This window comes from Acutalibacter intestini, from assembly GCF_034334985.1.
Classification (GTDB): Bacteria; Bacillota; Clostridia; order Oscillospirales; family Acutalibacteraceae; genus Acutalibacter; species Acutalibacter intestini.
On record NZ_JAWXXL010000004.1, the window covers coordinates 48,248 to 69,131 of the forward strand.

Genomic DNA, 20,884 nt, shown 5'->3' on the forward strand with positions numbered 1-20,884 from the left:
CTGGAAGTACACGGTGTGACAACACATGGTACGCCGTTTGGTTTACAGAGCCGCGTAGGCTGCGGCCCGAACTTATGGGAGTCCACGGCCTTTGGCGGGTTCCTGGGGGCCAGTCCTCACTGGGAACGGTCAAGAGCCAATCGCGTCCGGCAGAAATGGCTGACGTCTCTAAGCCATTATAACGGGCTGCAAGCCCTTTCGGAATGCACCCCCAAGGGTTTTTGCTCTAACTCCCGCCAATAATTCAGGCGCATTCCTAGTAAAGAGGCCTGTTGGAACAGTGCGGCCTTACTGATCATCCTCTGTGTAGAGAATTTCCCGCAGCAGTTCCGTGGTGTCAAAGCTCTGGTCCCGGGGGCGGGTGGGTTGGGATGGGGCCTGAGACCGCGGGGACGGCTGAGGCGGAGCGGAAGGTACATCCGGGCGCTGGGCCGGGCGTACAGCCGGCGGCATTTCCTGGGGCCGCATCCGCTGGGGAGGCTGCGCCATCTCGTCGGGTAAGTCAAACTCCTCGGTGTACATAGAGCTGGGAGCAGGGGCCAAAGGCAAGGGGTCGGGCCGCGGCTGTCCAGACGAGGGGAACTGCTGGGGAAGCTCGAACTCCTCGGTATATAAGTTTCCGTTCACCGGCACCGAAAGAGCCTCAGGCTCGGGCCTATGCAGAGTGGGCTGGGGTTCCAGGCCATATCCGTCTGTGTGGCCGGCAGAAGCACCGGCGGGCCGGCTGGGTTGTACCGGCCGGGGGCGCACGGGCTGGCGGATCTCCGCGTGCTGGATCTCCTCAAAAATTTCGTCCCGCTCTCCCATGTTTTGGCGGCCGCGCACAATAAATACTGCCAGGACCACCAGACCCAGAACCCCTACGCCGATACATCCGGCGCCACTGTAGAACAGCACAATGGACATGGAGTTGTTCCGCTGGTTTACCCGGGCAAAGGTGACATAGTTGGGCTCTAGGGGGGCGCTGGCGTCCACCTGGCCGGAGCTGTTGGGATTGGGCGTAGCGCTGCTTGTGCCCAGAGAGGGCTGTAAAACGGTACCGCCCGCGCTGCCGGGAATCCGGGGCCGGGATGAGATGGTACCGCCGGTACTGCTGGTACTGCCCGTATTCCCAGAGTTGCCGCCGGAATGGTTATTGTCCGGCCCTGTATAGCCGGGGTCGCTGCTCTCGTTGGGATCACTGGAAACAGGATCGTCGCCTCCCGGCTGGCTGGAGCTGGGGTCGTCGGTAGGGGGCGGGGTGGGGTCATCCTCTGGGGGCGGCGTGGGGTCGTCTGTGGGGGGTGGCTCGTCCGTGGGCGGGGGTGTTGTGGGCTCGTCTGTAGGAGGCGGCTCGTCCGTGGGCGGCGGGGTGGGGTCGTCCGTTGGGGGAGGATCATCTGAAGGCGACGGTTCCACTGGATCGGTGGGGAGCTCCCCGTTGCCGTTGGTCTCTTCGTCAATAAAGGGCAAATCGCCGTCCTCGGCGGCCGCCGGCAGGGCCAGCGCGGGCATGGCGGCGGCGAAGAGAACCAGCAAGGTCAATAGCAGGGCCCAAAAGCGTTTTTGCTTCATAAAAAGCCTCCGTTTTTCTGGGGATGTGATGAGATGATAGACTTATTATAACTCATAATGAGGGGAATATCAAGGGACGGGAAAATTAGGGCGTGTTTAAAACGCTCCCAGCTTCTCGCCGATATACCGCTCCAGCCCCTCGGTGGGCACCCGCTCTTGCGCCATACTGTCCCGTTCCCGCACAGTCACCTGGCCGTCGCCGGCTTTTTCGCTGTCGCCTACGGTGTCGAAGTCCACCGTCACGCATAGGGGTGTGCCGATCTCGTCCTCCCGGCGGTAGCGTTTGCCGATAGAGCCGGTCTCGTCAAAGTCGGTCATAAAGTGGCGGGAGAGCTTTTCCGCCAGCTCCCGGGCCGGGGGCGACAGCTTTTTGGAAAGGGGCAGCACCGCCGCCTTGTAGGGGGCAATGGCGGGAGACAGGCGCAGCACCACCCGGCTGTCGTTTTTCGCCTGGTCCAAAACCTCCACGTCGTAGGCCTCGCACAGCAGGGCCAGCACCGTGCGGTCCAGGCCGTAGGTGGACTCGATGATATAGGGAATGAACTTCTCGTTGGTTTCAGGGTCCAGATAGTCCATCTTCTGGCCGCTGTACTCCTGGTGGCGGCTAAGGTCAAAGTTGGTGCGGTTGTGGGTGCCGTTAATCTCTCCCCAGCCAAAGGGGAACAGGTACTCGATGTCGCAGGCGGCCTTGGCGTAGTGGGCCAGTTTCTCATGGTCGTGGAAGCGCAGCTTTTCGGCGGGCAGGCCCAGGTCTTCAAAGTACTTTTTGCCATACTCCTTAAAATAGGTATACAGCTCCTCGTCGGCGCCCTCTTTGCAGAAAGTCTGGAACTCCATTTGCTCGAACTCAATGGTGCGGAAAGTGAAGTTGCCCGGGGTGATCTCGTTGCGGAAGGCCTTGCCGATCTGGCCAATGGAGAAGGGCAGCTTGGCCCGCATGGTGCGCTGGACATTGAGGAAGTTCACGTACTCGCCCTGGGCGTTTTCAGGCCGCAGATAGATAATGGACTTGTTATCCGCGGTGACGCCCCGGTAGGTCTGGAACATGAGGTTGAATTCCCGAATATCCGTAAAGTTGTGTTTGCCGCAGTTGGGGCAGGGGATGTGGTGGTCCTTGATATACTGGAACATCTCCTCCTTAGTCATGCCGTCGGCGTGGGCGTCGGAATTAAAGTCATCAATAAGATTGTCGGCCCGGTAGCGCATTTTACACTCTTTGCAGTCCAGCAGCGGGTCCGAGAAGCTCTGCGCATGGCCGCTGGCCTCCCACACCCGGGGGTGCATCAGAATGTCGGCGTCCACCTCGAAGGAGTTGTGCCGCTCCTGAATAAAGCGCTTGCGCCAGGTGTCCTTCACGTTGTTTTTCAGCCGGGCGCCCAGGGGGCCATAATCCCAGGTGTTGGCCAACCCCCCATATATCTCGCTGCCGGGAAAGATAAAGCCCCGGGTCTTGCAGAGGCTTACGATCATATCCATGGTTTTTTCACTTTGCCGCATAGTAGATTCATTCCTTTCTCTCTTCTTGCTGTCATTTTACCAAATTCAAAGAAAGTTTGCAAGAAAAACCGCCGGAGTTTTCATTTTTTTAGCCGCCCTCTGGCCTGGCGGGCGGTTGACAAAGGGCCACAAAATGATATAATAAAAACGCCCCCCTCATGGGGCGGGCGTTGGACGCAATAAAAAGCTGGTTGGGCCACTCCCCTGAAGAAAAGGGAGAAAGCGGATGTTCTTTCCCCCTAATAAAAGCGTGTTGACCGTCCGGACGCGGCCCGGGCGGTCAGCGGTTCTTAGAAACACGGGTTTTTTAAACCAAGGCCATCCGCTATGGGAGCAGTTCTCTTATTATGATAGTATATTATACCGCCCCGGCGAAAATGTCAAGGACGGTGTCTCAATAGGAGTGTCCACACGCGTTGTGTTGCCAGCAAGCCGCCAAAGGCGGAACAGTAAAAGCGCCGCCACATTTTCAAAGGCCGCGGGGCTTTAGGGGCGGCAGGAAGAGCAAAGCCCCGCTCCCTCCTGCCCAACGCGGGGAAGCGCTCCGGTTCCTTGGCGGAGCCAGGGAATGGGACCCCTTTGACCTGGCCGAGTCCAGCCGGTTTCATGGGCGGGACAAGGCCAGCGGAGACTTGACTTAGAACGCAAGAGCCGGCTTTGCCAGCTTTCCACCGCTGGAAGCCATTGGCTGCTTCCCAGCTAAAATATCGTGATTCAATACTCTCTTTTGGATACGCCCATCTCAACAGCGAGGAGTTTTTCCCCATGGATAAATCGAAGATCCGCAATTTCAGTATTGTTGCCCACATCGACCACGGCAAAAGCACCCTGGCCGACCGCATTTTGGAGCAGACCAAGGCGGTCCCTCTGCGGGAAATGGAAAACCAGCTTTTGGATAACATGGACCTGGAGCGGGAGCGGGGCATCACCATCAAGGCCCACGCCGTTACCCTGGTGTATACCGCCCGGGACGGGGAGGACTATGTGTTCAACCTCATCGATACCCCCGGGCATGTTGACTTTAACTATGAGGTCTCCCGGTCCCTGGCCGCCTGCGAGGGGGCCGTGCTGGTGGTGGACGCCTCCCAGGGCATTGAGGCCCAGACTCTGGCCAACACCTACCTGGCCGTGGACGCGGGCCTGGAGATTGTGCCAGTGGTGAACAAGATCGACCTGATCAGCGCGGACCCGGACCGGGCCTGCCATGAAATAGAGGACATTATCGGCATTCCGGCCATGGACGCCCCCCGCATCTCTGCGAAAAACGGAATTAACATCGATGAGGTGCTGGAGCGCGTGGTCAGCGACATCCCCGCCCCTCAGGGGGACGAGAGCGCGCCTTTGCGGGCCCTGATTTTCGACTCTTATTATGATTCCTACCGGGGGGTTATTGTCTACGTGCGCATTAAAGATGGCTGTGTCCGCCCAGGGAACACCATCCGCATGATGGCGACCGGCGGGGAGTTTCAAGTGGTGGAGTGCGGCTTTCTTCGGGCTACCTCCCTGGAGCCGGCAGAGGCCCTTTACGCCGGAGAGGTGGGCTATATCGCGGCCTCTATTAAGGATGTGCGCCAGGCCCGGGTGGGCGATACCGTGACCCTGGCGGAAAACCCGGCGGCGGAGCCGCTGCCCGGCTACCGGGCGGTGCAGCCCATGGTGTTCTGCGGCATTTACCCTGCCGACGGGGCCCACTACACAGACCTGCGGGACGCTTTGGAAAAGCTCCAGCTTAACGACGCCTCCCTGACCTTCGAGCCGGAGACCTCGGTGGCCCTGGGCTTTGGGTTCCGATGCGGCTTCTTAGGGCTTCTGCATATGGAAATTATCCAGGAGCGCCTGGAACGGGAGTATAACCTGGATCTGATCACCACCGCCCCCAGCGTGGTGTATAAGATCACAAAGACCAACGGCGAGACCCTCTCCATTGACAACCCCACCAACTACCCGGACCCTGCCACCATCCAGAGCGCGGAGGAGCCCATTAGCAATGCCCATATTTATTCCCCCGCCGAGTACGTGGGCAACATTATGGAGCTGTGCCAGGAGCGCCGGGGCGTGTTTATGGACATGAAATACATTGACACCGACCGGGTGGATATCCACTACGAGCTGCCCCTTAATGAGATCATCTACGACTTTTTCGACGCGCTGAAGTCCCGCACCCGGGGCTATGCCAGCTTCGACTACGAGCTGCTGGGCTACCGGCCCTCTCAGCTGGTAAAGCTGGACATCCTCTTAAACGGCGAAATGGTGGACGCCCTTAGCTTCATTCTGCACACCGAAAAGGCCTACCCCCGGGCCCGGAAGATGACGGAAAAGCTGAAGGAGAAGATTCCCCGCCAGCTGTTCGAGGTGCCCATCCAGGCCTGCGTGGGGGGCAAGATTATTGCCCGAGAAACCGTAAAGGCCTTGCGCAAGGACGTTCTGGCCAAGTGCTATGGCGGGGACATCACCCGCAAGAAAAAGCTGCTGGAAAAGCAGAAAGAGGGCAAAAAGCGCATGCGCCAGCTGGGCACTGTAGAGGTGCCCCAAGAGGCCTTTATGGCTGTGCTGAAGTTGGACGAGTAGGGCGGTCCCGGGCTAGACGGGGTTAAAACGCCGAGGGCTTTCCCCGCGCAAAGGGCCGCGTATGCGGAAAAACAGAACCAAGGAGACCGCCATGATAGAACTTACCACCCCCCGCCTGCGCCTGCGGGACTATGTTCCCGCCGACGAAGAGGCCTATTACCAGCTGAAAAGCTGCCCTAAGACCATGTACTACCTGCAAGATATTATGTTCCACAGCCGGGAGGAGGCCCGAGAGGACTTTGCCCAGGTGCTGGCCGACGCAAAGCGCCCAGACCGTACCTTTTACTTTCTGCGGGCCGAGCTTCAAGAGAACGGCTGCCAGGTGGGGAGTATCGGCTATACGGTGCAGGACCGCACGCCGGTGGGAAAGCTGGTCCACGCGGGATACTTTTACCTGTCGGAGTTTTGGGGTCGAGGCTATGGCACCGAGGCTCTGGCAGAGCTGCTGCGCTTTGCTTTCCGCGAGGACGGGGTATATCGGTTTTCCACCGGGTGCCTGGCGGAGAACGTGGGCTCCCGGCGGGTGATGGAGAAGTGCGGGCTCATTCGGGAGGCGGAAAAGCCCGGCTGGCAGTGGCACGACGGTCAAATGAAAACTCGTCTGGAGTACCGGCTGCTGCGCCGGGAGTATGAAGAACGTGATGGCGCGGTGGGGTAAGAATCTGACCCAGCCGGGCCGGCGGCCAAGCTCCTTTGCGCCAGAGGCAGTTCTATATGACCACGCGTTTTCTTTTACCAAGGGCAGTAATCATTGATAAGGATAACATATTTTCCCCTTTTTCTTATCACAATATATATTGACAGGTCAATTAAAATGCTATTATAATGGAAAAGAGGTTTATCATGTTCGCGATTGCAATTGACGGGCCGGCCGGCGCGGGAAAATCCAGCGTGGCAAAGGCTGCCGCCCAGCGGCTGGGCTTTACCTATGTGGATACTGGCGCCATGTACCGGGCCTTGGCCTTGTTTATGCTGGAAAACGGCGTAAACCTGGAGGACCCCCAGGCCGTGACAGCCCGCCTGCCAGAGGCAAAGGTTACGCTGGCCTATGGAGAAAAGGGGCAGCGCACCCTGCTTAACGGCCGGGATGTTTCCCAGGCCATCCGCACCCAAGAGGTCTCCATGGCCACTTCCCGCTGGGTGTCCCATATCCCCCAGGTGCGGCGCTTCCTGCTGGACCTGCAAAGGGACCTGGCCCAGAGGGCCCATGTGGTGATGGACGGCCGGGACATTGGCACCGCTATTTTGCCCGGGGCCCAGCTGAAGGTGTTCCTTACCGCTTCGCCAGAGGAGCGGGCCCGGCGGCGGACCCGCCAGCTGGAGGAGGCCGGGGCTCCGGCGGACTTTGGGCAGGTGCTGGCAGAGGTGGTCCAGCGGGACAGGCAGGACCAAGAGCAGCTGGGCCAGCGTCCGGCGGACGGCGTGACCCTGGACACCACGGGGCTAAGTTTTGAGCAGGTGGTGGACCAGCTGGTGGCCCTGGCCCAAGAGCGAATGAAAAAAGATGTGGGGTGACAAAGTGGCAAAAAAACGGAGCGCCAAACAGAGGCCGGCACGGCGAAAGAGCCCGCTGTACGCTTTGGGGCAGGTGATATTGGCGCTTTACTATTATCCGGTGTTCCGCCTAAAGGTGGTGGGCCGGGAGAATATGCCCAAAACCGGCCCCGTGCTGCTGTGCTGCAACCATATGGTAAAGCGGGACCCAGTGACCCTGGGGGTTTCCCTGTGGCGGCAGGTGTACTATATGGCCAAAGAAGAGCTGTTCCGCGGCAAATTCCTGGGGGGACTGCTGCGGGGGCTGGGGGCTTTTCCGGTGTGCAGGGGAAGCGGCGGGGCGGACGCCCTGGCCGACGCCTACCGTCTGCTGGATGAAAACGCCGTGGTGGGGGTGTTTATTGAGGGCACCCGCTCTAAAGACGGACTGCTGCAAAAGCCTAAGACGGGCGCGGCTCTTTTGGCCTACCGGACCAAGGCCACCGTGGTGCCGGTGTGTATTACAGCAGAGGACGGCAAACTGCCCAGGATGTTCAAGCGAACCATTGTGAATTTTGGCAAGCCTATCCCGGCGGAGCGGTTGAACATTCCCGATGATTCCAGTATGCAGCTGCGAAAGGCCAGCCGGAAGATTATGAACGAGATTATTGGCCTGAGGGAAGAGACCCTAAAAAGCCTGGGTCTGCCCTCGCAGCTGCCGGAAGGGGCTGAAAAGCGGTGACGGTCCATTTGGCGAAAAGCGCTGGCTTCTGCTTTGGGGCCAAACGGGCCGTGGATATGGTCTACGACCTATTGGCAAAGGGGAAAAAGCCGGTGACCCTGGGGGCCATTCTCCATAACCCCCAGCTGGTGGAGGAACTGGCGGCTGGGGGCGTAGCCATTGTGGACGCGCCGGAGGATACCCCGCCAGGGCACGTGCTGGTGCTCCGTTCTCACGGGGTGACCGCCCAGGTGGAAGAGAAAGCCCGGGCCCTGGGCCTGGAGTGGGCGGACGCCACCTGTCCCTTTGTAAAGAAAATTCATGATATCGCCCGGCAGGCGGGGGAACAGGGGCGGGTGTTTCTGCTTTTCGGCGACCCCGGCCATCCGGAGGTGGCGGGCACAGTAAGCCGCTGCACAGGGCCCTATTTTGTATGCGCTTCGCCGGAGGAACTGGTTAATTTGCTGAAGGAACGGCCCGAACTAAAGGAAATTCCTGTCACAGCGGCGGCACAGACGACGTTTCATGGGGGGCTTTGGCAAAATTGTTCTGAAACTCTGAAAAAACTATGTACAAACGCCGCGATTTTTGATACAATATGTAATGCAACAGCGAAACGGCAGAAAGAGGCGCTGGCTCTGGCCAAAGAATGCGACGTGATGATCGTTGTGGGCGGCAGGGACAGCTCGAATACGGCCAAGCTTCGAGACATTTGCTCGGAGTATAGTGAAACGTACCTCATTGAAAGGGCCCGGGAGCTTCCGGCCTTTTCCAACCGCCTGAGCGTTGGCATAACAGCGGGAGCTTCTACACCCGCAAGCATAATAAAGGAGGTACTTGTTACCATGGCTGAAGTCAACAGCACTGAACAAAATTTTGAGGAGATGCTTGAGGAATCGCTCAAGAGCATGAATACAGACGAGAAGGTTCATGGCGTTGTGGTGGGCATCTCCCCCACGGAGGTCTACGTAGACGTGGGTCGCAAGCAGGCTGGCTTTATCCCTGCCGCAGAGCTTTCTAACGATCCCTCGGCCAAGCCCGAGGATGTGGTAAAGATTGGCGACCAGGTGGAGCTGCTTATTATGAAAACCAATGACCAGGAAGGTACCATTATGCTCTCCAAGCGCCGGGTAGAGGCCATGAAGGGCTGGGACACCATCCAGGCTGCTCAGGAGAGCGGCGAGATTCTGGAGGGCAAGGTCATTGAGGTGGTCAAGGGCGGCGTCATTGTTCTGCGGGACGGCATGCGGGTGTTTGTGCCCGCCTCTCAGGCCACGGCCAGCCGGGGCGAACCCCTGGAGGGCCTACGGGGCCAGGAAGTGAAGTTCCGTATTATTGAGGTGAACCGCCAGCGCCGCCGGGCTGTGGGCTCCATCCGCAGCGTGCTGCGGGAAGAGCGCAAGGCTGCCCAGCAGAGCTTCTGGGAGCAGGTGGAAGAGGGCCAGAACTATACCGGCAAGGTAAAGTCCCTGACCAACTTTGGCGCTTTTGTGGACCTGGGCGGCGTGGATGGTATGATTCATATTTCCGAGCTTAGCTGGAACCGTGTGAAGCATCCCAGCGAAGTGGTGAACGTGGGCGACACGGTGAATGTGTATGTGAAGGGTCTGGACCGGGAGAACAGCAAGATCTCTCTGGGCTACAAGCGTCCTGAGGACAACCCGTGGGTGAAGATGGAGCGGGAGTACCCTGTGGGCACTGTGTGCCAGGCGAAGATTGTGGGCATGACCGCTTTTGGCGCTTTTGCCAGCGTGATTCCGGGCATTGATGGCCTTATCCATATCTCCCAGATCGCCGACCACCGGATTGAGAAGCCCCAGGACGCCCTGGCAGTGGGCGATATGGTGAAGGTGAAGGTCACAGACGTGGACCTGGAGCGTCACCGGGTATCTCTTTCCATCCGGGCAGTCCTGGAGGACGAGCAGGCTGCGGCGGATGAGGAGGCGGAGAACGCCCCCGCAGAAGAGGTGGTCTACTCTACCGAGCAGCCCGCTCCTGTGGAAGAGTAATATTTTTAGTTATACAGACAGGGTAGTTTCTGCTGCCCTGTTTTGTATATGTTAGGGTCTTTCACTAAAGTTTGGCCCGGATTGGTAAAAGATTTAGGCTTATCCTGATGAAATTGATAGAGGGTAGAATAGGGCCCTGGCGGGAAGATTTAGATTGTAACGCGCAGCGTCCCAGGATAGGCTACTGGAGGAAAGTCAACATGAAACGTGTGAAAAAACCTGTATTTTTTGTGGTGCTGGTCTTGATTGCCGCCCTGGTGTTCACCTCGCTATTCGGGGTGTATGGCCAAAACGGCGACTTCAAGGTCACCTACCTGAAAGGGGCCGGCGACATCCGCTGGGGCATTGACATCCGCGGCGGCGTGGAGGCCACTTTCAGCCCGGCGGACGGCGTGACCGCTACCAGCAGCGAGCTGGAATCTGCCAAGCAGATCATTGAGACCCGAATGGTCTCCCAGAACATCACAGACTACGAGCTGTATACCGACGAGGCCAATAACCGGATTATTGTGCGCTTCCCCTGGAAGAGCGATGAGACGGACTTTGACCCAGAGAAGGCGATTAACGAGCTGGCCGCCACGGCTATGCTTACCTTCCGAGAAGGCGGCAGCTATGAGACCATGGAGTACGGCGAAAACGGCGAGCCCATCTATAAGACGCCTACCGGAACCACCGCCGACACCATTATCCTGGAGGGCTCCGACGTGGTCAGCGCCCAACCCGCCGTTACCCAGAATGAGTCCACCGGCGCTACAGAATATGTAGTATCCCTGGAGCTAAGCGACGCGGGCAAAGAGAAGTTCGCCGAGGCCACCGAACGTCTGGTGGGCCAGACCATCTCCATCTGGATGGACGACGTGCGGCTGTCTGCACCTACGGTCAACGCTGTTATTAGCGACGGCAAATGCGTCATTGAGGGCAGCTTTACCAGCGAGAGCGCCACCACCCTGGCTGCGCAGATCCAGGCCGGCGCACTGCCCTTTGCCCTGGAGACCTCAAACTTCAACTCTTTGGCGCCCACCCTGGGCAGTCAGGCCCTTTCCGCCATGATGATGGCAGGCATTATTGCCTTTATTGTGATTGCCGTGCTGATGATCGTCTGCTTCCGCCTGCCTGGCGTGGTGGCCGTCATCAGCCTGACGGGGCAGATGGGCATTTGCTTTGCGGCCATTACCGGCTTCTTCCCCAACATGAACTCCTTCACGATGACGTTGCCCGGCATTGCGGGCCTGATCTTGTCCATTGGTATTGGTGTGGACGCCAACGTGATCACCGCCAGCCGGGTGCGGGAAGAGCTGAACAGCGGCAAGACCCTGGACGGCGCTTTGCAGCGTGGCTTCCAAAGCAGCTTCTGGGCCATCTTTGACGGGAACATTACCACAGCCATTGTGGCAATTATGTTAATGATGGTCTTTGGCCCCAGCAATATCCTGTCTATGATCTTCGGCCAGTCCACCACGGGCTCTATCTTCTCCTTTGGTTTCACCTTGCTGGTGGGCATTATCGCCAACTTTATTATGGGCGTGCTGGCTACCCGCCTGATGACCTTGTCCCTGGCTGCTTTCAAGCCCCTGCGCAGCCGCTGGCTGTTTGGCGCGGCCAAGGAGGGGCAGGCTTCCCGGACCCACAAGAAATTCAACTTCTTTGGCAGCCGTAAGACGTATTATATTATTTCCGCCGTTGTGATTGTGGTGGGCCTGGCGGCCAGCGTAATCATGGGGCCAAAGCTGGATATTCAGTTCGCGGGCGGCGCTATGATCCGCTACTCGGTGGATGGTACTGGATATACCTCTGAGGACATCCGCCAGACCATCTCGGACAAAATGGGCCTGGATAGCTCGGTTTCGGTCAACCAAGACATGACCACCCAGCAGGAGAACGTGACCATCTCCTTTGCGGGCAACAAAAGCATTACCCCAGACCAGCAGGCCCAGGTGGCCACTGTGCTTAGTGACGCCTATGATCAGGCCACCTTTACCCTTTTGGAGTCCAACTCAGTGGACGCCACCATGGGCGCTAAGTTCTTCCAGAAGTGCCTGGTGTGCTTCGCCCTAACCGCCATTCTGCTGCTGGTGTATATTGCCCTTCGGTTTAAAAAGATCGGCGGCCTGTCTGCGGGCCTTACGGCCATTGTGGCCCTGCTTCACGACGTGCTTATCGCGTTCTGTGTGTTTGTGGTTTTCGGCATGTCTATCAATGACATCTTCATTGCGGTGGTGCTGACCCTGCTGGGTTACTCGCTGAACAGCACCATTGTGGTGTATGACCGTGTGCGGGAAAACAAGCAGAAGCTGGGACCCCGGGCGGACTTTACCGAGACCATGAACCTGAGCCTGAACCAGACTCTGGGCCGCACTCTGCTGACCTCGCTGACCACCTTCCTGGCTCTGGCCGTTGTGCTGGCCGTGGCAGGGGTGTTCTCCATCAGTACAGTGGTGTCTTTCTCGCTGCCCATGATGGTGGGCGTAGCGGCGGGCTGCTTCTCGTCCCAGTTCATCGCGCCCAACCTGTTTGCAGCCTGGCAGGTAAAGCAGCGTGAAAAAGCCGAAAAAGCTTAAAAAGGAAAATAACGTAAGCTTCCTCGCAAATTGAAAAACGCCGCCCCAGAAAAGGGTTCTTTAGCCCTTGGGAACCACCTTTTTCAGGCAGGGGAAAAAATTAGAAAGAGAAAAAGAGCCGTTTCCCTTTTATGGGGCGCGGCTCCTTTTTTCGCTAAAATTTTCCGCCGCTCTTTGGCCGGATAAGCAGGCGGACATCTGCACAAACTACCTCGGGATACCAAAATCAATTAAGATTTGAATTCATCCCGATTTTTACCGGAAAGAGGGGGATCTTATGAACGTCATCGACCGTATTGCCCTGGCGCTTACCGTAATCGGCGGTGTAAACTGGGGCCTGGTGGGCGTGTTCCGCTTTGACCTGGTAGCCTGGATCTGCGGCGGGCAGACCGCCGTGGTGGCCAGGATTATATACACCCTGGTGGGCATTTCCGCTTTGTGGTGTATCGCTCTGCTCTTCCGCGACTGGGACGGCGAAACGGCCATGACCCATTCCCGGCAAAGCTAGAATTCGCTCCAATCCCAAAAAACCCACGCAGAGCGGTTGCTCTCTGCGTGGGTTTTTCCATGCTTTTCCATAGGATAAAGCAGAGGAAATTGCCGTCTGGCCCACAAAAATCTTGGACTCTGAATTTCTGCTGCTCTTAAACCGTGTTAACGATAGAGATATTTATTGACAGGAAATGCGGTCAATATCGTGGAGGCCGCAGTCCAGCAGCATGCGCACAAACTCGTGGCCGTCAGTCAGCCGCACAGCCTCTTCGGCCGCCTGGGCCGATGACCTCCGCTACGGCAAAGGCCCGGGACATGGGCGCCACCACCCAGTCTCCTTTTTGGAAGCGCAAAAATCTCCACAGAGACCATTTGTTGGAGCTGGTGCTGCCGTGCCTTTTGGCAGCTTTTGCCGCCAGTTCGAGCAGCCCCGCCCCCGGGACAGATAACGCCAGCCAGTGGAAAGCCACCCGGCCTCCAATCAAGAATAGGACGCGCCGCTTTCGTGGGAGATACGGTGCAGCCAGTGCCGCTTGTCCATTCATTCAGCAAATGGATTCTCAGAGGGATACAGCATCCCCTTGGGCTGGTTAAAGCCAATGTCCGGCACGCCCAGGAACTTGAACACCTCGAACAAGGCCTTGCCATGGTGGCCAAAGGCCACGGCCCCGTGGTGGGGGTAGTTCTTCTCAATGAGCACGTGGCGGTAGAACCGGCCCATCTCGGGAATAGCGAACACGCCTATGCCGCCAAAGGAGCGGGTGGCCACCGGCAGCACCTCGCCCTGGGCTACATAGGCCCGCAGCTGGCAGTCGGCCGTGCTCTGCAGGCGGAAGAAGGTGATCTCGCCGGGAATGATGTCGCCCTCTAGAGTGCCCTGGGTGACCTCCTCGGGCAGGCTGCGGGCCATAATCATCTGATACTTCATGGTGGGGTTGCAGATCTTGGAAGAGCAGGTGTTGCCGCAGTGGAAGCCCATAAACGTATCGCTGAACTGATAGGGGAACTTGCCCTCAATGTCACTCTTGTACATATCCTTGGGCACCGTGTTGTTGATGTCCAGCAGGGTAACCACGTCGCCGGAGACGCAGGTGCCGATAAACTCGGAAAGGGTGCCGTAGATGTCTACCTCGCAGGACACGGGAATGCCCTTGCCGGTCAGGCGGGAGTTTACATAGCAGGGCACAAAGCCAAACTGGGTCTGGAAAGCCGGCCAGCACTTGCTGGTAAGGGCCACATACTGGCGGTAGCCCCGGTGGGCCTCTACCCAGTCCAGCAGGGTCAGCTCATACTGGGCCAGCTTCTCCAGGATCTCGGGCTTTTTGTTGCCCTGGCCCAGCTCGTCGGCCATCTCCTTGGCCACATCCGGAATACGGGGGTCGCCGTCATGCTTGTGGAAAGCCTCGAACAGGTCCAGCTCGCTGTTCTCCTCAATCTCCACGCCCAGGTCGTACAGGCGCTTGATGGGGGCGTTGCAGGCCAGAAAGTTCAAGGGGCGGGGGCCAAAGCTGATGATTTTCAGATTCTTCAGGCCCACCAAAGCCCGGGCAATGGGAATAAACTCATGGATGCGGTCCGCGCAGTCTCCGGCGTCGCCCACGGGGTTCTCTGGGATGTAGGCCTTGATCTCCCGGAGCTTCAGGTTATAGCTGGCGTTTAGCATGCCGCAGTAGGCGTCGCCTCGGCCGCCCACCAGGTTGTCGCCGCTCTCTTCCGCCGCTGCGATAAACATGGCAGGGCCATCGAAGTGCTTGGCCAAAAGGGTCTCGGAGATCTCGGGGCCAAAATTGCCCAGGTACACCACCAGGGCGTTGCAGCCGTTTTTCTTAATGTCCTCTAGGGCCTGGACCATGTGGATTTCAGACTCTACAATGCAGATAGGGCACTCGTAGACGCTAGCGGCCTCCTGGCCGTATTTTTCGGCAAAGGCGGCCATCAAAGCCTTGCGCCGGTTTACAGACAGGGACTCGGGGAAGCAGTCGCGAGAAACAGCGACCACACCAATTCTAACTTCGGGAATGTTGTTCATGGGATATTCCTCCATTTTTTGGTTGATAATGGGACATGCTATGGTCTCATTTTACCGCAAAGTGGAGGAAAAATCAACCGGGCTGGGGAGATTTTTTGTGTTGCCAAATGAGCGCGAGAGATGTAAAATAGTAAGAAATAGCCAGTGGAATGGGTAGAAGCTGGAACATGGCGCCAAGAAAGAGGTTTTTCATTGCCGGTCCGGTTCTATCTTTTCTGAACCCAAACATAAAAGGAGCACAACATTGAAAAATATTTTCTCTTGTTTAAAAGCGATTCCCCGCCCCCTAGGACTGCTCTCCCTTCCTTTATTTTTCTTGGCGCTGGTCTTTCTGGACTATGCCTTTCGCTGGATCTACGCTTTTACCGGCGCCACCCAGCTCCTTTCTCTCAAGCCCATGTGCTTCACCCTGGGCTGGGCGCTGCTGGTCACCGCCCTGGTCTCGCTGCTTCCCCGCCGTCTGCCCAGGCGGATTGGCATGCTGGTTTTGGGGGGATTTTTCGCTTTCCTGGTAGTACTCAACGCAGTGATGTTCAACATTTTCGGACATTTTTTCAGCTTTGCGGACATGAACTTTGCTGGAGATGGGGCCAAATTCTTTAGCTGGACCTATTTCCATCTGCCTAAAAAGCTGATCCTCTGTATTGTGCTCTACCTGGCTCTGGTGGTCACAGCCGCCTTTTTGCCAGACCCCATTCTGTCCCGGCACGCCCGGTTCCGTCTGCGTCTGGCGGCCCTGGGGCTGGCTGCCTTGGCCTTTGTGCCCATTGGAGTGGCCGCCCACCGGCTGGCCCCTAAGGCGGACAGCATGTGGTGGGGCAATACCTATGACCCTACCGATGAGCGGGAGCTGTACCGGGAATTTACAGACGCCAACCGCTGTATGAAACTGACAGGGCTGTACCAGTACACTTTCCGGAACCTGGTGGTTTCTATGGGCTGGGGGGCCGATGGACGCACCATGGAACAGCTGGACCAGTATTTTGACCAGCGGGAACAGGAGCTGGCCCTTCAGGGCTCCAATGAGATGACTGGCATTTTGAAGGGAAAGAACCTGATTATGGTGATGCTGGAATCCATTGATACCTGGCTGATGCAGCCGGACTATATGCCAAATCTCTGCGGTCTAAGCGAGGAGGGGGTGAACTTTACAGAATTTTACACGCCCCTGTTTCTCTCGGCGGGCACTTTCAATACAGAGATCATCTCCCAGACCGGGATGATCCCGCCCGTCTCCGGCATGTCCAGCGCGGCCTACTCTACCAACCGCTTCCCATACTCGTTGGCCAGCCTCTTTGCCAAAGAGGGCTACCGGGTAAAATCTTTCCACTCGGCCAACCCCTCCATCTATAGCCGGGGCTCTGTGCACACGAACCTGGGCTTTGAAGCCTACCATAGTTACAAGGAGATGGGGATGAATGACTATATGCTGGACGCCCAAATGCTGGGAGGCTATGAGCTGATGACGGAGGGGGACCGCTTCTATAGCTATATCATTACCTATTCCGGCCACGGCCCCTATACCCAGGAGATGGATAACATTGCCGGGCCCCACCTAAAGGAGGCCCAGGCGGCGGTGGAGCGGTCCGGGGTGACAGGCTCGGCGGAGAATATGGAGGAATACACCCGGGCCGTGGCCCACGCCATGGAGACAGACCAGTTTATTGGCCAGCTGGTAGAACGCCTGGAGGCAGAAGGTCTCTTAGAAAACACCGCCCTGGTACTGTATGCGGACCACTACGGAAAATACATGACGGATAAGGAATTTTTGGCCCAAATCAAGGGCACGGACCGCTCGCCGGTGGAACTGTACCGCACCCCCTGCGTACTGTACGGCGCCGGGCTGAAAGCCCAGGTGATGCATAAGACCGGCTGGTCTGGGGACTTGGCCCCCACCATTGCCAATCTATATGGGCTGGAAGGCGGCGCGAAGTACTATGCCGGGGAGGACCTTTTCAACAGTGGGAAGGGCCTGGCAATGTTCCCCAACAGCGGCTGGTACGATGGGGAGACCTATTATTCCGGGGGGCAGGAGGAGAGCGGAGAACGAACGGCCCAGGTGAAGCAGCGGGAGTCGGCATCCATGGACGCGCTGCGCAGCGATTACTTTAAGACAAAATAAGAAGCGAAGCAAAGCGGCCCTTCACGTTTCTATTGAAAAAGGCGGGGAAATCGTATATACTAGAAGGTAATACATCATTTTTCATCAATTGGGAATGTAGTGCGATGGTCTGGGGGTTAACAGTATGAAGAGGAAGGTCCTACAGTCGCTGATACTCTGCCTGCTGGGGGTGGCGGGCCTGTGTGTGGTAGTCTTTTCCATTGTCACCATGCGCATGAACAAGAAAGGTGCTGAAACCATCCGGGAGATTGGCGAACAGTATATGTCGGATATGGGCCGCCAGGTGGGAATGCACCTGGGATCTACCATAGAGCTTCGGCTAAACCAGGTGGAGGGCTTGGTACATATTCTGCCCCAGGGGGTTGGCGGAAGGACCCAGCTGGACCAGCCTGTGATAGAAAATGCCCAGGCGGCGGGCTTTCAGGGCTTGGCCTTTTACCGGGAGGACGGGAGCTTTCAATCTCTTTTTGGCCCCCAGATCGAGGTGACGGACAAAGAGTCTTTCCAACGCTCCATTGAACAGGGGCGTAAGCGCGTCTGTATTGGCAGTGCCGACGGGGAGGAAATGGTGCTAATGGCCGTACCCTCGCGGCATGACCTGGGAGAGGGCCGGTCCAGCAGCGCGTTGGTGGCCTATATGCCCTCTGGGTTTGTGAAAGATTTACTGCTTTCCGGCGGGGCCAATATTATTGAGCAGTACTCCATCATCCGCGAGGACGGCACTTATGTGATACGGGGTACGGCGGATATGGACGAAGAAGACTTTTTCCAGCGGATCAGAGAGAAATATGAGCTGGAGGATGGCGGCGTCCAGTTGATTTCCCAGATCAAAGAGCATATGGCCCAGGAGCGGGATTTTACGGGCAAAGCCCCCTTGGATGGAGCCGAAAAGCGTATCTACTGCACAAAGATGCCTTCTTCTGAATGGTACCTGCTGCTAAGCATGCCCTACGGGATGCTGGACCGGAGTATTGACGGCCTGGGGCGGGCCTGGTCCCGTGACTCCCTAACAGGGTGTATCCTTATTTTGGCCGCGCTCATGCTGGTCTTTGCCTGGTATATACGGCAGTCCAATAAACAGGTGAACAACCTGACCGAGGCCAGAAAGACTGCGGAACGGGCCCTGACCCTGGCCGTGGAGGCCCGGCGGGAGGCAGAGCGCGCCCAGGCCAAGGCCGAGCGGGCCAGCCAGGCTAAAAGCGAGTTTCTCTCTAACATGAGCCATGACATCCGTACCCCCATGAACGGCATTGTGGGCATGACGGCCATTGCCAACGCGAACATAGACGATGCGAAGCAGGTGCAAAACTGCCTGAAAAAAATTACGCTTTCCAGCCAGCATCTCTTGGGGCTAATCAACGATATTCTGGACATTTCTAAAATAGAAAACGGCCGGATGTCCCTGGCCGTGGAGCAGGTTTCGCTGAAGGAAGTGATGAATAATATTGTCTGCATTGTGCAGCAGCAGGTGCAGGAAAAAAAGCAGCACTTTAATGTATATGTGCGGGATATTATGGTAGAGAACGTCTGCTGCGACAGCGTGCGGCTGAACCAGATCTTCTTAAACCTGCTCTCTAACGCGATTAAGTTTACCCCCGAGGGGGGCACCATCCAGGTGGCGGTGTACGAAGAGCCCTCGGCCAAGGGCAGCGCCTACATCCGCTCCCATATTCGGGTCAAGGACAACGGCGTGGGCATGACCAAAGATTTTTTGGAGAAGATTTTCGACTCCTTTATGCGGGAAGACCACGCCCGCGTGAAGAAAGCGGCTGGAGCCGGGGTGGGCATGGCCATTACCAAGTATATTGTGGACGCTATGGGCGGCACCATTGAGATAGAGAGCGAGCCCAACAAGGGCACCGAGGTGCACGTGACGCTGGACCTGGAAAAGGCCCCGGTGCAAGAGGTGGACATGGTGCTGCCCCAGTGGCGGATGCTGGTGGTGGACGATGACGAGATGCTGTGCGAAAGCGTAGTGGCAACGCTGAAAACCCTGGGCATTCGGGCTGACTGGGCTGTAAGCGCGGCCCGGGCCGTGGAGATGGCCCAAGAGCACAAGGACGATGGAGAGAGCTATGAGGTGGTGCTCATCGACTGGCAGCTGCCGGACGGAGACGGCATCCAGGTGGCCAAGGAAATGCGGGCCAACTGCGGGGAAGAGGTGTGCATTCTGTTAACCTCGGCCTATGACTGGGACGATATAAAGACCGCGGCCCACTCTGTCGAAGTGGTAAACGGCGCCCTGGCAAAGCCCCTGTTTAAGTCTACCCTATACTATGGTTTGCGTAAGTACAAAGCCGTGGACAAAGCCGATTGGCGTGAGGAAAAGGACGAGGTGGATTTTACCGGCAAGCACGTGCTTTTGGCAGAGGACAACGACCTGAACTGGGAGATTGCGGAAGAGCTGCTCTCAGAGCTGGGGCTGAATATGGAGCGGGCCGAGAACGGCCGCATCTGCAAAGAGATGTTTGCTGCCAGCAAGCTGCGGGAATATGACGCCATCCTGATGGATCTGCGGATGCCCGAGATGACGGGCTATGAAGCCACCACGGCCATACGCGCCATGAGCAGGCCGGACGCCGCCACCATTCCCATTATTGCCATGAGCGCGGATACCTTCCCAGACGACATAAAGAAGTGCCTGGCAGTGGGAATGAACGCCCATGTGGCAAAGCCCATTGATGTGGCAGAGATTGCGAGCCTGCTGAAAAAGTTTATGACTGCGTAGCCAATGGAAACTGGAACAGGGACATATGCGAAATTTATACAGGGCTGCCTTTGGTAAAGCCGTGAGACACTGGCCGGCTGCTTGTGTCCCAGGGAGGCGGCAGCCTCTTGAAAGAACCTGTGGCGCTGTGCGCCTGGGTTTTAAATAATATTAAAGAAAGGGCCGGCCCCCAGGGGCCGGCATGGGAATGAACTTTATGGTCTATCAAGAAATGAGCTGTGCTGCCATCCACGACGTTTCCGGTGTGGGAAAATGTTCCCTCACGGTAGCGCTGCCGGTGCTCTCCGCCTGCGGGGTGGAGACCGCCGTGATGCCCACTGCTGTGCTCTCTACCCATACCGGAGGATTTACCGGCTATACCTTTACGGATATGACCGAGGAGATGCTGCCCATGGCGCGGCACTGGAAAGCGGTGGGCTGCAAATTTTCCGCACTGTATAGCGGATTTTTGGGCTCTCCGGCCCAGGCGGACATTTTGGGGGAAATTTTTGGCCTGCTGGGAGACTCTGATACGCTTCTCTGTGTGGATCCTGTGCTGGGGGATGGGGGCAAACTGTACGCCACCTGTACGCCGGAGCTGGCCGCGGGCATGGCCCGGCTGTGCAGAAAGGCAGGGCTTATTATCCCCAATATGACAGAGGCCGCTTATCTGCTGGGGGGGCCTTATCTGGACGGCCCCATGACCCATGGCCAGGTAGAGGAGATCCTAAGCGGGCTGCGGAGCCTGGGGCCAAAGATGGCGGTGCTTACCGGCGTGCGGGTAGAGGGCGGCCTGGGCGCGGCCAGCATGGACGCCGCCGGGCAGGTCTTTTACCATGTGATGGAGGAGATTCCCGGGTACTATCACGGTACAGGGGATCTGTTCGCTTCCACGCTGGTGGGGGCGCTGCTCAACGGCATGGACCTAAGCGAGGCCTGCCGGACAGCGGTGGAGTTTACCCACCAGGTGATTGAGACCACCCGGGAGTATAGCAAAGACTATAAGTTTGGCCCCAAGTTTGAGGTGTGCCTGCCACAGCTGGCTGCAAAGATGGAGCAGTTCCGAAAGGAAAATAGCCGCTGACCGATCCGAAAGATAGGACGCAAAACGCGTAAGGGGCCATATAGGGGCGTGGAAGTCCTTGGAGATTTGT

General features: G+C 57.6%; 14 protein-coding genes. 10 read left to right on the forward strand and 4 right to left on the reverse strand.

What is annotated here, in order from left to right; genetic code table 11:
- Positions 1 to 288 precede the first annotated feature (288 nt).
- Positions 289 to 1,554 (reverse strand): hypothetical protein, encoded by a 1,266-nt coding sequence (locus U8U68_RS05295; protein ID WP_322199783.1) that lies wholly within the window; start codon positions 1,552 to 1,554, stop codon positions 289 to 291.
- Between the two features lie 96 nt (positions 1,555 to 1,650).
- Positions 1,651 to 3,051 carry a glycine--tRNA ligase gene (locus U8U68_RS05300; RefSeq protein WP_322199784.1) on the reverse strand — a complete coding sequence of 467 codons (1,401 nt, stop codon included), beginning with the start codon at positions 3,049 to 3,051 and terminating at the stop codon, positions 1,651 to 1,653.
- 765 nt (positions 3,052 to 3,816) lie between these two features.
- On the opposite strand from U8U68_RS05300, the gene lepA reads away from it, so the two are divergent.
- From lepA to U8U68_RS05335, 7 genes are all read left to right on the forward strand, one after another.
- Complete coding sequence (lepA, locus tag U8U68_RS05305; RefSeq protein WP_322199785.1) at positions 3,817 to 5,619, forward strand: translation elongation factor 4; 1,803 nt, start codon at positions 3,817 to 3,819, stop codon at positions 5,617 to 5,619.
- Positions 5,620 to 5,680: 61 nt separating this feature from the next.
- On the forward strand, positions 5,681 to 6,277 hold the full coding sequence (locus U8U68_RS05310; protein WP_322199786.1) for a GNAT family N-acetyltransferase: 597 nt from the start codon (positions 5,681 to 5,683) through the stop codon (positions 6,275 to 6,277).
- A 185-nt stretch (positions 6,278 to 6,462) separates the two neighbouring features.
- Positions 6,463 to 7,134, forward strand: coding sequence for a (d)CMP kinase (gene cmk, locus U8U68_RS05315; protein WP_322199787.1), 672 nt, complete (start codon positions 6,463 to 6,465; stop codon positions 7,132 to 7,134).
- 4 nt (positions 7,135 to 7,138) lie between these two features.
- Positions 7,139 to 7,834, forward strand: a complete 696-nt coding sequence (locus tag U8U68_RS05320) for a lysophospholipid acyltransferase family protein (RefSeq protein WP_322199788.1) — start codon at positions 7,139 to 7,141, stop codon at positions 7,832 to 7,834.
- Positions 7,831 to 9,822 (forward strand): bifunctional 4-hydroxy-3-methylbut-2-enyl diphosphate reductase/30S ribosomal protein S1, encoded by a 1,992-nt coding sequence (locus tag U8U68_RS05325; protein WP_322199789.1) that lies wholly within the window; start codon positions 7,831 to 7,833, stop codon positions 9,820 to 9,822. The genes U8U68_RS05320 and U8U68_RS05325 overlap by 4 nt, the downstream gene beginning before the upstream one ends.
- Before the next feature lie 200 nt (positions 9,823 to 10,022).
- Complete coding sequence (secF, locus tag U8U68_RS05330) at positions 10,023 to 12,380, forward strand: protein translocase subunit SecF (protein ID WP_322199790.1); 2,358 nt, start codon at positions 10,023 to 10,025, stop codon at positions 12,378 to 12,380.
- Positions 12,381 to 12,657: 277 nt separating this feature from the next.
- Complete coding sequence (locus U8U68_RS05335) at positions 12,658 to 12,888, forward strand: DUF378 domain-containing protein (RefSeq protein ID WP_322199791.1); 231 nt, start codon at positions 12,658 to 12,660, stop codon at positions 12,886 to 12,888.
- 232 nt (positions 12,889 to 13,120) lie between these two features.
- Here the strand turns inward: U8U68_RS05335 and U8U68_RS05340 are convergent, their stop codons facing one another.
- Positions 13,121 to 13,342 carry a hypothetical protein gene (locus tag U8U68_RS05340; protein ID WP_322199792.1) on the reverse strand — a complete coding sequence of 74 codons (222 nt, stop codon included), beginning with the start codon at positions 13,340 to 13,342 and terminating at the stop codon, positions 13,121 to 13,123.
- A gap of 71 nt (positions 13,343 to 13,413) precedes the next feature.
- Entirely contained in the window at positions 13,414 to 14,901 is a 1,488-nt protein-coding gene (locus tag U8U68_RS05345) for an L-fucose/L-arabinose isomerase family protein (protein WP_322199793.1), read from the reverse strand.
- Between the two features lie 244 nt (positions 14,902 to 15,145).
- On the opposite strand from U8U68_RS05345, the gene U8U68_RS05350 reads away from it, so the two are divergent.
- The 3 genes from U8U68_RS05350 to U8U68_RS05360 all read left to right on the forward strand — a co-directional run bounded on the left by U8U68_RS05350 (position 15,146) and on the right by U8U68_RS05360 (position 20,814).
- Complete coding sequence (locus U8U68_RS05350) at positions 15,146 to 17,023, forward strand: LTA synthase family protein (protein ID WP_322199794.1); 1,878 nt, start codon at positions 15,146 to 15,148, stop codon at positions 17,021 to 17,023.
- Between the two features lie 124 nt (positions 17,024 to 17,147).
- Complete coding sequence (locus U8U68_RS05355; RefSeq protein ID WP_322199795.1) at positions 17,148 to 19,751, forward strand: hybrid sensor histidine kinase/response regulator; 2,604 nt, start codon at positions 17,148 to 17,150, stop codon at positions 19,749 to 19,751.
- A gap of 181 nt (positions 19,752 to 19,932) precedes the next feature.
- Positions 19,933 to 20,814: a pyridoxamine kinase gene (locus tag U8U68_RS05360; protein WP_322199796.1), complete on the forward strand. Its 882-nt coding sequence runs from the start codon at positions 19,933 to 19,935 to the stop codon at positions 20,812 to 20,814.
- The last annotated feature ends 70 nt before the right edge of the window (positions 20,815 to 20,884 follow it).